Genomic DNA, 13579 nt, shown 5'->3' with positions numbered 1-13579 from the left:
TTAAATGTATTTATTTAACTTGCAGTTGGTTGCTTTTCGAAATGTTTCAGTAACTCTTATATCTTATCAGCTGACTTAATTTCTGTCAACTGTTTTTTTCAAAAAGTTTTAAAAACTTTTTGAAATGATATTTCAGAAGTTCGTCGCTCATCAAGCAACTTCGTTAGTTTAACAGTCGTTGTAGCAACTGTCAACAACTTTTTTCAAAAATATTTCAAGTTGTTTTCAATTATGTGACTGCCTTGCCAACGTTGATTAATTTACCACTTTAAGAAGTTCAGGTCAACCAAAAAGTTTAGAAAAATAAAGGAAGACTAACATACAATTTCCATCAAACGATTCAATCATTCGTATTTCAAATATCAAAAAGTGAATTTCACAAAAAAAATTATTATATTGATATTATTTACGAATTAAAATCCACCCTATTACTATTTTATCCGTTAAATATTTTTTGAGTATTTATTTTTTTGTACAAAAAAAGGAGATTTTGATAATCTCCTTTTGGTCATTTAAAAATAAGGTACACCTTCAATATCATAATGCCTAATAATTTCCCGAAATCTTTGTGGTTCTTCCCAACGAAAATCTTCAGGTAAATCACCAACTAACTTTTCTTCACTCGTTTCAAAAACAAACAGTGGAACGTTCTCTTTTTCAATTTGACCATTCGTCAATTCTACTAAGTCAATATTTTTCACATCGAGCTTAACGCTTTCTTTTAATAAGCTCAAAATATTAGCCAAACCAGTACGTTCGTTTGAAAAATCAGTAGACGCCAACTCCATTGTATCTCCTACAGTATGAACTAAAAATCGTTTAGAGCCATTTTGTAAATGCAACATTACTGTTCCAGCAACTTTTTTATTAGTCACGATACCACCTCGGCTGTTTTATCTGCTTTTATGATAGCACATTTTCAGAAAACATGCATAATTATTTCGTGCGATTTTCAGAATGCAAATAGGCTACAGCCTCATCAATCCAGTCTGGTAATACTTTTTTAATTGAGGTAAAACCAATTTTTTTATTTTTATTTGTAAAGTAACGTTTTTTGTAATTGCGATTTGGAACATAATTTTTTTCTAGCGTTCGTTTAGATAAACTGATTTTTTGTGAATATTCATCAATATCAATAATTTGGACCTTTACTTTTTCCCCAACGGACAAAATATCATGGATATTTTTAGTATAACCAGACTGTACTTCAGAAATATGTATCAGTCCTTGGGTTTTATCATCCAAAGAAACGAAGGCACCATAAGGCTGAATACCTGTAACTTGACCTTCAAGAATATCGCCGATTTTATAAGACATTTGGTTTCCACTCCTTGCTTTATTCATTATACTGTAATTAGAGTTAAAAAAGAAGTTTAGAAATTTAGGAGGTCTTTTTATGTCAAGTTTTGATCAACGCAACGAACGCCGTCACACAAATAGCGTCAAATGGGATAGTATTGCAACAACTTACCACAAAGATGATCTATTGCCGTTGTGGGTAGCAGATATGGATTTTACTGCACCACCTTCTGTTAAACAAGCACTGCTTTCTTATGTAGAACAGGGAATTTATGGCTATACACTTTTTGGAGATGATCTATATGCTGCTATTATAAATTGGCAAAAAAAACGTCATAATTATGATATAAAAAAAGAGGATATCTTATTTTCCCCTGGTGTCGTACCAAGTATTGCTGTCAGTATTGAGGCTTTCACATCCAAAGGTGACAGCGTGATGATACACGATCCTGTCTATCCCCCTTTTGCCCAAATGGTAGAAGAAAACAAACGAAAATTAGTTCGAAGTCCACTTAAAGTAGTCAATGGGCACTTTGAAATGGACTTTACCACAATGGAAGCGCAAATGATTAAAGAAGATGTCAAACTTTTTATTTTATGTAATCCCCATAATCCAGGTGGACGCGTTTGGAGCAAGACCGAATTAAAACAATTAGGTGACTTATGTAAAAAACATCATTGTTTGGTTGTAAGTGATGAAATTCATCAAGATCTGATATTTGCGCCTTATCAACATGAAACTTTCCATAATATCGATCCAAGTTTTGCTGATTTTTCTATTGTGTTAACTGCTGCTACCAAAACTTTTAATTTGGCCGGCATTAAAAACTCGATGATTTTTGTGAAAAACCCCGAATTAAAAGCCGCTTTTACCGCTGTTCAAGCAAAAAGTGAACAAGATACGATTAATACATTTGGACTGATTGGTACTAAAGCTGCCTATGAAGGTGGCGAAATATGGTTAACTGAACTGTTAGACTATTTACAAAAAAACAGCGCCTTTACCATTGAATTTCTCCAAAAAAATCTGCCGCAAGTAAAGATCATGCCCCCAGAAGGTACTTATCTTTTCTGGTTAGACTTTTCTGCTTATAATTTAACGGATACTGCGTTAAACAAGAAGATGATTGATGAGGCTGGTGTTGTTTTAAATGGAGGTTTTACATTTGGACCTAATGGAAAACAACACATGCGTCTAAACATTGCTTGTCCTAAATCCACATTACAACAAGGATTAGAGCAAATAGCACGGGCATTTAAATAATAAAAACATTTTGACCGTATCTTTTGATGCGGTCTTTTCTTTTTCTTTCTTGTTTTTATTACATTTGCCATGAAAATTTTGTTACACTAAAATAAGACAATGATTAAAAATAGTATTTTACAGACTTTTTTTTTTAAAAATTTCTCTGTAAAATAAAAAAGGAGGACAAAGATGCCTGATTTTGCAAAACGTTTCATTCAATATGTCCCTGGGATTTTCATTTTAGCCTTGGGAACTGTGCTTTTTTCAAGTTGCCAACTAGGTGTCAGTTCTTTAGTTTCAGTACCTTTTACGACAGCGACCATTACTGGTCTATCCCTAGGTAATGCCACGAGTTTAGTCTTTGGCTTATTGGTTATCGTTGAGATTATCCTGGTCAAAAGTTTGCCATTAAAAATTCTTTTGCAATTACCTTTTTCATTTCTTTTTGGTGCAGTGGTAGATTTTTACAATGTCGGTTTAGGTTTGAAAGATTTTGTCGTGACAAGTCTAATTGGCAAAATTGCACTTTTAATTGCAGCCGTAATCGCTACTAGTGTGGGAGCCTTTTTGATGGTGAACTCCAAACTGATCTTAAACCCACCTGATGGTTTAGTAGAAATTATTGCGTTAAAAAAAGAAAAGCGCTTTGGTCAAGTCAAGTTCTATTTTGATTTAACGATGATTACCCTCGCCTTTTTATTGGGAATGATTTTTTTGGGCCAACCAAACGGGATTGGCTTTGGGACACTCACAGCTCTATTATGTGTTGGACGTCTCATTCATTTTATCGAAGTAAAAACCTCCAAACATCCAATTGAAGAAACCGACGAATATGCGCAAATGGTAGCCCCCGATGACCCAAGTGATGTTAAAACACCTTAACAGACAAACAAATACCCGAATAAGACACTGTTAAAAAAACATTGGCTTATTCGGGTATTGTTTTAACTATTTTAAATTAGTCGGCTAAAATTTCAACCGTTTCAATAACCACATCATGAACAGGTTTATCTTGCGGGCCTCTTTGAACATTCGCAATTTCATCTACGACATCCATGCCTTCAACCACATGACCAAAGACAGTATGACGGAAATCTAGCCACGGTGTGCCGCCTTGTTTATACGCTTCAATAATTTCAGAAGGATAACCCGCACCTTCTAATTGTCCCAGCATATTCCCTGGAACATTTTGGTTGTTCACAATAAAGAATTGGCTACCATTGGTATTTGGTCCGGCATTGGCCATAGACAACGCTCCCCGAACGTTAAACAATTCTTTTGAAAATTCGTCTTCAAAATTCCCACCAAAACTGCTTTCACCCCCCATACCAGTACCGGTTGGATCGCCGCCTTGAATCATGAAATCTGGAATGACACGGTGGAAAATAACACCATCATAATAGCCTTTATTGGCTAATGCTTCAAAGTTTTGGACTGTTTTTGGGGCTAATTCTGGAAACAGTTGTACTAAAATATTGCCACGGTTTGTTTTGATTAGTGCTTTGTGGCCAGTTTGGTTTTCTAATGTTAATTGTGGAAAATCGCTCACGATAATTCCTCCTTCTATTTAATGGATTAATTTCATGATAGCAGACTTCGCCTATTTTGCCACGTATTCTTGATTTTATTTTGCCACGTATTCTTGATTTTATTTTGCGATATTTGCTATACTTGCTGGAAACTAAACGCTCTACCAGGAGGTGCACCAATGAAAATTCGTCTAATCGAAAAAACAGATGATAAAACAATCGCCAAGATTATTCGTACAAGTCTTGAAGACTGCAACTTAGCAATCCCAGGAACTGCTTATTTTGATTCTGAACTAGACCAACTGTCTACTTACTATGCTACTTCACCTAAGCGAAATTATTTTGTTATCACAGAAAAGGATGAAATTCTCGGAGGTATCGGGATTGCCGAATTTTATCCTGAAAAAAATATTTGCGAGCTGCAAAAGTTATACTTAACCAAAAAAGCACAAGGAAAAGGCTACAGCAATGAATTAATGGTTGCCGCTTTAGCCTTTGCAACAAAGGCTGGGTATCGAGCAATCTATTTAGAGAGCCACCACAGTTTACAAGCAGCATTAAGCCTCTATCAAAAATTTGATTTCAAAATGCTTAAAACACCCTTACTTCCCACTGCTCACAATGCAATGGATTGCTTTTTACTAAGAGAACTTTAAAAGATTTAAAGGTGTGAACGCTATAATGCCTTTTAATAGAAAAAACAACTCTTTGCCCTTATACTAGGAGCTATTGCAGTGGTTTACTGCGACAACATGCAAGGAGGAAACAAGATGGAAGTCTATGATATTACCATTATCGGTGCTGGTCCAGCGGGGATGTTCGCGGGTTTTTATGCAGGGATGCGCAATGCAAAAACAAAAATTATCGACAGTCTCCCCCAATTAGGCGGCCAGTTATCCACGCTTTATCCTGAAAAAAATATATACGATATTCCCGGTTACGTTCAAATAAAGGCCAATGACTTGGTGCAAGTTTTAGAAAAGAAGTTACAAACATTTCCCCATACTTATTGTTTGGGTGAAGAAGTGATTCACCTTGAAAAACAAGACGATGTCATTGTCATTACAACAGATAAAGATACCCACTACACCAAAGCCGCTATTTTAGCATTAGGAAACGGATCATTTCAGCCTCGTAAACTAACCGTGCCAAATGCCAAGACCTTTGAAAAGCGTGGTTTGGATTATTATGTCAATGATTTAATGAAATATGCTGGTAAAAAAGTCGCGTTAGCCGGCGGTGGCGATTCTGCCATTGACTGGGCCTTAATGTTAGAACCCATTGCCGCTGAAGTTCATTTGATTCATCGCCGCGACAATTTTCGTGCTTTAGAACACAGTGTTGAAAATCTTTACCAATCATCGGTTAATATTATGACGCCTTATGTGATTAACGACGTACACGGCACCGACTTTTTAGATGGCGTAAGTCTGCAACACGTTAAGACTAAAGAAAAAATTGAGTTAGCGGTGGATCACCTCCTGGTAAACTACGGCTTTACTTCTAACCTAAATGTGAAAGATTGGAATTTGGCTGGAACAAGACAAACCATCACAGTCAATTCTGACATGAGTACTTCTATTCCGGGAATTTACGCCTGTGGTGATATTGCCGGTTATGAAGGCAAAGTAAAACTGATCGCAACCGGTTTTGGCGAAGCCCCAACTGCTGTGAACAACGCTTTGCATTTTATCGACCCTAAAAATCGAACCCAACCTGCTCATAGTACAAGTTTATTTTAAAATCAAAAGACCTAAAAATTTTACTGCCTTTATACTAGTTGCAAGCTAGTAAAAAGCAGTAAAAATTTTTAGGTCTCATTTATATCAGAAAATACAAATTTTGGACTTATGCCTTATAGCTGAAGGTTTCCTTTAGCTTTTTTTATTTAGCTATTTAAAAATCATCCCACTCCGAAATAGCACCTTTGACTTTACTTAAAAGCTCTGACATCGTATCAGCTACAATGACTTCTCCTTCAACTATAACAAATAATTTTTTGGCACATAATTCACACATACTTAAACAACTGGTAATTAAAAAATCTGCCTTTTCCTTTAGTTCTTCATCTTCTAATAAAAGGTTGCCCTGGCGGCTTAGGTTTTGTTCGCAAAATTCGATTAAAGGTTTCATGACGGTCTTCCTTTTCTTTGCTTGATGCTTTCAGATAGTATAACATAAAAGATGAGCTAACCTTAGCAAGAAGAATTGGAGGGATTTGAATGGTAATTGAAACAAAAACACTCGAAGAAAAAGCCCGTGAATTATTGACAAGTCGTGGTGTTTCCCTAGATGAAATTGGTGAGTTGGTAATGTTTTTACAAAAAGATTATATCAAAGATATCACCTTGGAAAAATGTGTTGAAAGCGTCAATAGTGTCTTAACCAAACGAGAAGTCCACAATGCGATTATCACAGGTATTCAATTGGATATTTTAGCTGAAGAAGGAAAATTACTTGATCCTTTACAAGAAATTGTGGCAGATGACGAAGGCCTTTATGGTATTGATGAAATCTTGGCGCTGTCGATTGTTAACGTCTATGGTTCCATCGGTTTCACGAATTACGGCTATATCGACAAAGTAAAGCCTGGCATTTTAAAAGAATTAAACAGCCACGATGGCAAACATGTCCATACCTTTTTAGATGATATTGTCGGAGCTATTGCGGCTTCTGCTGCTAGTCGTTTAGCTCACCAAAATCCCGGCAAGTCCCATTACATCACCCAATAAGAAAAACTAAAAGAATCCTTCAGCTCTAAAACATAAGGCAAAAAGCTTGATGAATTGTGCTTCAAATTTCTTAAGACTTTTGCCTTATTATCACCGAGAGTTAGTGCATGAAGCTAGACAATATGAAAAGCTAAAGGCACTCGATCAACTCGCCAGCAATAAGGCAAGTTAGTTCGGAAAATCAGGCGTGGATATTCTTGCTATCAGGCGTTTATTTCGCTGAAAAATTTATTCTTTTCTTATAGCCAAAAAAAACAACGACCCTTAGCTAGGATCGTTGTTTTTTTTGCTTGAAACTTGTCCGTCCCCATAAAACGAAAGCTAAAAAGCACAATTCCAATAAAACAAACGCTAAAATAAAGCAGTGCATAAAAAAGCTTTCCGGTAAAACATTAATGATTGGATCTGTTCTGGGGTCAAATAACCAGTCATCATTTTGGAAAAACAATTTGTGAAATGTCACAAAAAAACGATCAAACCCGGTTGCCATCACAAAACCAAAAACCACTGGAATTACCATTCCCAGTTCAAAGGGCAAGATTAAGCGCCATAAACTTTGCTGTCTTTTCAACTTTACTAAAAAGATCAAAGAAGGAATGAAGGTTACAAGTAAAACAGCATAATTTAGCATAAATAACTTTTTAACATCGATAAAATGTCCCCGACCAGCTTCAGACATCGGAAAGTCTGGCAAAGCCAATTGACTTGCAAAGGGATTGTTTAAAAAAGCCATTAGTTTGTCAAAATTTTTTAACAATGTCGTTTTATCAACAACTGTATAATCGAGGATATTCAAATAATGAATATCAAAGACATATAAAGGCCGAAAGTTAATCGCTACTGTGATAACCAACGTGATAATCGTTAAAAAAAGGCTGAAAAAACCTAAGCGTCTTTGCCAAGCTGTCATCATCTTTTTTGAACCTCAAAATCCCACTCATCTAATGAATCCAATACAAAAGTCGGTGCCTCAGGTAAGGTAGCAACCTCTGCTTTTTGAGTAAAACCTGACAGCACCAACAAGGTATCGATGCCATTATTTAGCCCAGAGCAAATATCCGTTTCGTAATTGTCGCCAACCATAATCACATCTTTTTTAGCTAAGCCAATTTTTTCCAGCGCTTTATCCATAATAATCGCTTCTGGTTTTCCAATGTAAATTGGTTTTGTTTGCGTGGCTGTTTCAACTAATGAAATCAATGAGCCCGCTCCAGGTAACAAACCGCGTTCAGTCGGAATGTTTTTATCTGGATTAGTCCCAATAAAAGTAGCACCTTTTTGAATGGCTAAAGTTGCCAATACAAATTTTTCATACGTTACATGATTATCCAGCCCTACCACAACATAATCTGGGTTTTCTTCCTCCCAAGTAAAACCGGCTGCTAGTATTAAGTCAATCAGGCCTGCTTCACCAATGACAAAGACTTTATTACCGGCATTATCAGCTTTCATAAAATCAATAGTAGCCAAACTTGCTGTATAAATTGTTGCGGGCGCGACTTTGATATCAAATTCATTTTCCAAGCGCTCTGAAACTGTCTCAGGGCTACGGGTTGTATTATTTGTGACAAATAAAAACGGTAAATTACGGCGTTTTAATTCATCTACAAAGCGTTTTCCTGCTGGAATTGGTTCTTGACCACGATAAATCGTGCCATCTAAATCAATTAAGTATCCTTTGTACATTAATCTTCTCGCTTCCTAATGGTAAAGCCGCCTTTTCTTCCATCTTTTTTGACAGGTTTTGCAGCAGCTTCTGTTTTCTTAGTCGGCTGTTTTTCAACTTTTTTCTTTAATACCGGCTTTGTCTTTTTCTTTACCTCTGTTTTCTTTTCGGCAATATGTGCTTGTGCCGGCTGATTCGTGTAATTTTTCTTACGGCGTTTACGATTTTGTGTTTTCTCCCGCTTATTTCCTACGCGCTGGATCACAAAATAGGCACAGCCAAAATTACAGTATTCATATAAATAATCTTCTAAAGTATCAATGCGTTGTTCTGGTTGTGCTTTTTTATCATCAGCACTGAAAAAGCCTTTTAAGCGTAGCTGCTCATAGCCCCAGTCGCCAACAATATAATCATAACGAGCCAAAACCTCGCTGAAACGTTCCCCTAATTTTTCTGCGTCAAAGCCTTCCCGGTGGTCATAAACAAGCTTATACTGACGTTGTCCGATCATAAAATCAGTCTCATTAATCGGTGTCACAAGCTCACCTTTTTGCGGTTTTGCCACTTCTTCGGTTGCGACTTCCTCTAAAACCGTCGTTAATTCTTCGGTTAGATTTTTGTTCTCTTTTGTCATTCTTTCACCACCTGTTTTTCATTATACCTTGTTTTTATTTGCTTGGATAGTGAGTTTGCAAATACGTCCCTAACACGCTACGGATAAACTCTGGAAATAAAAATTCGTATTTACCAGCAATCTCAATTGTAGGAAAAAACGGGACAAACATAAAATGATCCACTGTCGTAAATGTGTAGTCTTTATCATCTTGCAGTTTTTCTTTTAACCAATAAACTTCATGATTCACACTGTCATAAAAAATACCATCATACGTGATTACACCAAAGATCTTCCCGCGAAATCCCATCCCCAGCATGGGAAAATTCCGTAAAAAGTTACGATTTTTTTCCATCTCTAAAACTAAACGGCGGACGTCAGCACCTTTTAACGTGACCTTTAAAAGGTGCAGTGGGTGGGGCAAAGTCGTATGGAGTTGATCTTGACTCACTTCACCTTTTGGCAATTCTTGCAAAAATAAACCACTATTTAAAATAGCCACATCTGTCTGCCCTCTTTTTTCTACCGCTTTTAAAGTTGCATCGATCAGGCGGTGCTCACCATTTAAATCCAGCGTTAAATCATAAGGTAAGTTCGCGACCTTTTGCGCTTTTAATAAGTCATGCCCTTTTTGCAGATAGCCCTTAATTTCTTCTTCATCTTCTGGAAACGTCGTTAAAGTTGCAGTTTCAATGGTACGCGCCATTTTGGAAATAATTTTATGATTTTCGTCCAATTCCAGCCGAACCTCTCCAATATAATAGCCAAACTTCCCAGCGGCAGCTAATTGCACGCCATTGACCACTTTACCGGCTGGAAATAAATGGTGGGTATGGGACCCTAAAATCACATCGATTTCCGGCATTTCGCTGGCAATTAACTGATCGTCTTCAATTCCCAAATGACTCATTAATACCAAAACATCAACTTGCGGTCTTAAATGGGCAACTAAATTAGGCAAAATTTCTAATGGGTACCGAATATCCCAACCATTAGGACTATAGGTAAGAGGAAATGGTGCTGTCAGTGCAATTAGGCCAACTTTACTCCCAGCTTTTGTGGTGATAATTTTATACTCTTTGCTCCATTTGGGTGGTTGTAAAGTTTTTTTATCAAATAAATTGGCTAACAAAACATCAAAATTGGCTTCATCATACAGGTGATTTAAATCGTATTGGGAATTTCCGACCCCTTCATTATTTCCGATTGTAGCCGCATCATAATGAACGGCATTCATTAAAGCAACGTTTGCTTTGCCATTTGTCGCTTCTGACAAAGGATGCCAACGATCGACGAAATCACCTAAATCAACTGTAATAGCCCCATGACCTTTTTGGGCTAATTCTCGCTGGCGTTGTTCCAAATAGCGTCTGATTTTCGGCCAGTTTTCTAAATGGGAGTGTAAATCATTGGTATGCATAATGGTAATTTTTTCCATAATGAGGCCTCATTTCTAAAGGTAGGTAAATAAGCTAAACTTAGACTAGCACATTTTTTTCACAGCGTCTTATTTTGATACCCGGGTTTGAAATCTTTTACCCAATCACATGCATTTGCTAAAATAAAGCTAGCAGTAAAAAAGGAGGAACGCAGATGAAACACGCATTAAAAACCGAATGGGAAAAATTATTTAACAAAAAACACGACTTATCCCAATTAAAAAACCTTAATAAAAATGAAAAAGGACACTTTATTACACCAGATGGCGTCAAAACCGAAGTCTGGGAAAAGCATGACGAAGACGGTCTAAATGAATTAATGACTTCTGATTGGGAATCATTCTTAGATGGCAATGACGTTTTCAGCGAACTAAGTTTAGCCGAACAAAACGAATTAAAAGCTAACGCCCCTCGTTACGAAGACTACCACGAATAATTCTTTAGCTAGTAAAAAAAGCTATGCTTGTAGATTCAAAACATCTACGAGCATAGCTTTTTTATTCTTCAAAATCAGTCTCTTCATATTTCCCATACTCACCATAAAAGCGATTATACCGCCCTTTTAGTTTACGGAAGAAATAAATACATAAAACCTTTATCACAGCGTAAATAGGAATCCCAAAAATCAGACCAAACATCCCCATTAAATCTCCCATTACCAATAAGACTAAAACAATCGTAATTGGATGTACTAAAAGATGTTTGCCCATCACTGCTGGTTCAATCAGATGCCCATTGGACATTTGGACAATTACCCAAACCAGACACATTTTTACTAACATGCCAAAAGAAGACATCAATGCGACAATAAAAGCTGGGATAAAGGCAATAAATGGCCCAATATATGGAATGATAGCCGTCACACCAGTTAGTAAGGATAGCGATCCGGCAAACGGCATACCAATAATTAAAAAGCCAATAAACGTTAACAAGCCAATCGCAATACTAACTAAAACTTGTCCTTTCAAATATGCTCCTACTTGCGTATTCATGCTCCCTGCAATCGCTTTAGCATCTTTACGAAAACGAGGAGGAATCAACTTGGTAACATAACTAAAAAATTTGCGATCATCTTTTAATAAGAAAAAAGTAATGATTGGTGCCGTCCCAATAATTAATACTGTGCTGGTAATAGTTGAAACAACATTGGAAGCCCCTTTAATAACCCCTGATAAATAATCGGTTACTTGGCTAGAAAGTCCCTCAGACCAATTCTGCAATTTTTCCATTGTTTGATCCAACGGTTCTTCAAATGGTGAATTATCAAAAAGCTTCGTGATCATTTTTATCGTCTTATCCATGTAATCTGGAAAAGAAGAGACTAAAGAGAGAACTTGTTTTTGAATAATCGGACTAATTAAAACAACAGCAACTACGACTAAACTAATCAAAACAATAAATAAAGCTGCTACACTAATTACCCGCTTCACCCCTTTACCTTCCAGCCAATCAATAATGGGATTAAATAAATAATATAAGACCATTGTTAGAATAAGCGGGCCACTAATGGCTTTAAAAATTGTCACAAACGGATCAAATAAGAAATCTAACTGGGCAAAGAGCCACAAAACAGCGCCTAATAAAAGTAACGCTACTAAAGTAAAAATTAAATTTTTACCACCTAAAAATTTTATCCAGCGACTGGTTTTTTTCTCCATCGTCACCACCTCCTACTTTGATTGTAGCTGACTTCAAAAACGGTGTAAAAGAATACGGTACTTTAAGCTGTTATTAAGCTTGCAGAATTATAGTTTTGCCATACCCAATAATTTTTTTCATTTCTTCTTTTTCGATACCCTAGTAAAACTGCCAATTTTACTAGGGTACCTCTTTTGTCTCTTGTCAAAAAATGCTAAAATTTGGCGAGGTGAAAAATGTGGAAAAAAGCAGTAGCTTGGATACTTTAACAAAAGAAAAATATATGCTCTTGGCCTTAGAACAGGCAAAAAAAGCGCAAGCTATCGGAGAAGTACCGATTGGTGCTGTAGTTGTTTTAGACGGTAAAGTTATCGGTTATGGATACAACCGCCGCGAGGCAGATCAAGATGCAACTGCACATGCAGAAATGTTTGCCATTCGCGAGGCGTGTCAAAATATCGACAGTTGGCGTTTAGAACGCAGTCAACTATTTGTCACATTAGAACCCTGCCCCATGTGTAGCGGGGCGATGCAATTAGCCCGCGTGGAAGAAGTTTATTTTGGTGCTTATGATCCAAAAGGTGGCGCAGCTGGTTCATTATTGACAATTTTAACTGATGAACGCTTTAACCATTGGTCTTATGTTGAAGGCGGCATTTTACAAGCGGACTGTGGTCAGATCTTAACTGACTTTTTCCGTGCATTGCGGGCAAAAAACAAAGCCGAGAAAAAAATGCGTAAACTTACATTAGATCTTCCGACGGAATAAAACTTTAGAAAAAGACTAGCCAAATTTGACGAAATACGCTATACTAGTTCTTGCCGCAAGGCTAGGACAATGGCAGGCTTGTGAATTGTGTCAGATCTGGAAGGAAGCAGCACTAAGCGGGATCTGCCATGTGTCTGATTAAAAAGACCTTAAACGAGACTTCGGTTTCGTTTTTTTTATTCCAAAAATTTACCAAAAGAAAGACACGTCATTCTGACGTGCCTTTCTTTTTACTTTTTAGACAATTTGATCAATCAAACCACTTAATTTATCTTTTAAACTTTCGGTTGTTTCTTTTAAAGAATCGCCATAGACAGAAATTTGTTTGCGACCGGATTTAATTTTTTTCATAACATTCATCAATGAATCCAATTCATCGTCTGACAAATTATCCACCACTGACATTAACTTTTCGTTGCCGTCAAACTTATCATCAACAAATCGTTTTACCTTGCAGCGATCTTTTTTATGGCGAATTTTATTAATTACCGCATCCGAAGCAATTACAGCTGTTGTAATACCAGCCACCGCCGCAATACTTAGTCCAATCGTTACTTTTGTCTTATTTTTCATCCTTTTTCAGCCCCTCTTTTAAGAACTTTTTCTACTACTTCATCATAGCACAGAGAAAAAAATAGCAAAACCAAA

17 protein-coding genes and 1 other RNA gene are annotated in these 13579 nt (G+C 36.7%); 8 read left to right on the top strand and 10 right to left on the bottom strand.

The annotated features are described in order from the left end of the window. Positions 1–512 precede the first annotated feature (512 nt). Both JZO76_RS14030 and JZO76_RS14025 read right to left on the bottom strand, forming a co-directional pair. Complete coding sequence (locus JZO76_RS14030; RefSeq protein ID WP_206905881.1) at positions 513–875, bottom strand: hypothetical protein; 363 nt, start codon at positions 873–875, stop codon at positions 513–515. Positions 876–936: 61 nt separating this feature from the next. Beyond that, a complete protein-coding gene (locus JZO76_RS14025; protein ID WP_206905879.1) occupies positions 937–1317 on the bottom strand; it encodes a CvfD/Ygs/GSP13 family RNA-binding post-transcriptional regulator in 381 nt (126 codons plus the stop codon). Positions 1318–1396: 79 nt separating this feature from the next. Here JZO76_RS14025 and JZO76_RS14020 point away from each other — a divergent pair, with 79 nt between their 5' ends. Then, the gene (locus tag JZO76_RS14020) at positions 1397–2563 is read left to right on the top strand and encodes a MalY/PatB family protein (protein WP_206905876.1); all 1167 of its coding nucleotides are present in this window, start codon (positions 1397–1399) and stop codon (positions 2561–2563) included. Between the two features lie 171 nt (positions 2564–2734). Further along, the gene (locus tag JZO76_RS14015; RefSeq protein WP_206905873.1) at positions 2735–3427 is read left to right on the top strand and encodes a YczE/YyaS/YitT family protein; all 693 of its coding nucleotides are present in this window, start codon (positions 2735–2737) and stop codon (positions 3425–3427) included. A 76-nt stretch (positions 3428–3503) separates the two neighbouring features. Here JZO76_RS14015 and JZO76_RS14010 read toward each other — a convergent pair whose 3' ends face one another. Beyond that, complete coding sequence (locus JZO76_RS14010) at positions 3504–4094, bottom strand: peptidylprolyl isomerase (protein ID WP_206905870.1); 591 nt, start codon at positions 4092–4094, stop codon at positions 3504–3506. A 159-nt stretch (positions 4095–4253) separates the two neighbouring features. On the opposite strand from JZO76_RS14010, the gene JZO76_RS14005 reads away from it, so the two are divergent. Continuing rightward, positions 4254–4730, top strand: a complete 477-nt coding sequence (locus JZO76_RS14005; protein WP_206905868.1) for a GNAT family N-acetyltransferase — start codon at positions 4254–4256, stop codon at positions 4728–4730. Between the two features lie 114 nt (positions 4731–4844). Beyond that, on the top strand, positions 4845–5816 hold the full coding sequence (locus JZO76_RS14000; RefSeq protein ID WP_206905865.1) for an NAD(P)/FAD-dependent oxidoreductase: 972 nt from the start codon (positions 4845–4847) through the stop codon (positions 5814–5816). A 154-nt stretch (positions 5817–5970) separates the two neighbouring features. On the opposite strand, the gene JZO76_RS13995 is transcribed toward JZO76_RS14000, so the two are convergent. Further along, complete coding sequence (locus JZO76_RS13995; RefSeq protein WP_206905864.1) at positions 5971–6207, bottom strand: DUF1450 domain-containing protein; 237 nt, start codon at positions 6205–6207, stop codon at positions 5971–5973. Between the two features lie 89 nt (positions 6208–6296). Between JZO76_RS13995 and JZO76_RS13990 the strand changes: the two genes are divergently transcribed. Further along, positions 6297–6806 (top strand): phosphatidylglycerophosphatase A family protein, encoded by a 510-nt coding sequence (locus tag JZO76_RS13990; RefSeq protein ID WP_206905862.1) that lies wholly within the window; start codon positions 6297–6299, stop codon positions 6804–6806. Between the two features lie 268 nt (positions 6807–7074). Here JZO76_RS13990 and JZO76_RS13985 read toward each other — a convergent pair whose 3' ends face one another. The 4 genes from JZO76_RS13985 to JZO76_RS13970 are packed head-to-tail and all read right to left on the bottom strand — an operon-like array spanning position 7075 to position 10523. Continuing rightward, positions 7075–7719, bottom strand: a complete 645-nt coding sequence (locus JZO76_RS13985) for a TIGR01906 family membrane protein (RefSeq protein ID WP_206905860.1) — start codon at positions 7717–7719, stop codon at positions 7075–7077. Further along, positions 7716–8492, bottom strand: coding sequence for a TIGR01457 family HAD-type hydrolase (locus JZO76_RS13980; RefSeq protein ID WP_206905858.1), 777 nt, complete (start codon positions 8490–8492; stop codon positions 7716–7718). Before JZO76_RS13980 ends, JZO76_RS13985 begins: the two co-directional genes overlap by 4 nt. Continuing rightward, entirely contained in the window at positions 8492–9106 is a 615-nt protein-coding gene (locus JZO76_RS13975) for a YutD family protein (protein WP_206905856.1), read from the bottom strand. The genes JZO76_RS13980 and JZO76_RS13975 overlap by 1 nt, the downstream gene beginning before the upstream one ends. A gap of 34 nt (positions 9107–9140) precedes the next feature. Next, the gene (locus JZO76_RS13970; RefSeq protein ID WP_206905855.1) at positions 9141–10523 is read right to left on the bottom strand and encodes a bifunctional metallophosphatase/5'-nucleotidase; all 1383 of its coding nucleotides are present in this window, start codon (positions 10521–10523) and stop codon (positions 9141–9143) included. 155 nt (positions 10524–10678) lie between these two features. Here JZO76_RS13970 and JZO76_RS13965 point away from each other — a divergent pair, with 155 nt between their 5' ends. Then, complete coding sequence (locus JZO76_RS13965; protein ID WP_206905854.1) at positions 10679–10960, top strand: hypothetical protein; 282 nt, start codon at positions 10679–10681, stop codon at positions 10958–10960. 61 nt (positions 10961–11021) lie between these two features. On the opposite strand, the gene JZO76_RS13960 is transcribed toward JZO76_RS13965, so the two are convergent. Beyond that, on the bottom strand, positions 11022–12182 hold the full coding sequence (locus tag JZO76_RS13960) for an AI-2E family transporter (protein ID WP_206905852.1): 1161 nt from the start codon (positions 12180–12182) through the stop codon (positions 11022–11024). Between the two features lie 191 nt (positions 12183–12373). Here JZO76_RS13960 and tadA point away from each other — a divergent pair, with 191 nt between their 5' ends. Then, complete coding sequence (gene tadA, locus JZO76_RS13955; RefSeq protein ID WP_206905851.1) at positions 12374–12931, top strand: tRNA adenosine(34) deaminase TadA; 558 nt, start codon at positions 12374–12376, stop codon at positions 12929–12931. A 58-nt stretch (positions 12932–12989) separates the two neighbouring features. Beyond that, positions 12990–13076, top strand: an RNA gene (ffs, locus tag JZO76_RS13950) — signal recognition particle sRNA small type. A 92-nt stretch (positions 13077–13168) separates the two neighbouring features. Here ffs and JZO76_RS13945 read toward each other — a convergent pair. Then, on the bottom strand, positions 13169–13504 hold the full coding sequence (locus tag JZO76_RS13945) for a hypothetical protein (RefSeq protein WP_206905849.1): 336 nt from the start codon (positions 13502–13504) through the stop codon (positions 13169–13171). Positions 13505–13579 lie beyond the last annotated feature (75 nt).

Origin of the sequence: Candidatus Enterococcus myersii (assembly GCF_017316025.1) — a bacterium.
Classification (GTDB): domain Bacteria; phylum Bacillota; class Bacilli; order Lactobacillales; family Enterococcaceae; genus Enterococcus_C; species Enterococcus_C montenegrensis.
The sequence above is the reverse complement of the archived record's forward strand: the minus strand, read 5'-3'. Positions and strand labels throughout refer to the sequence as shown.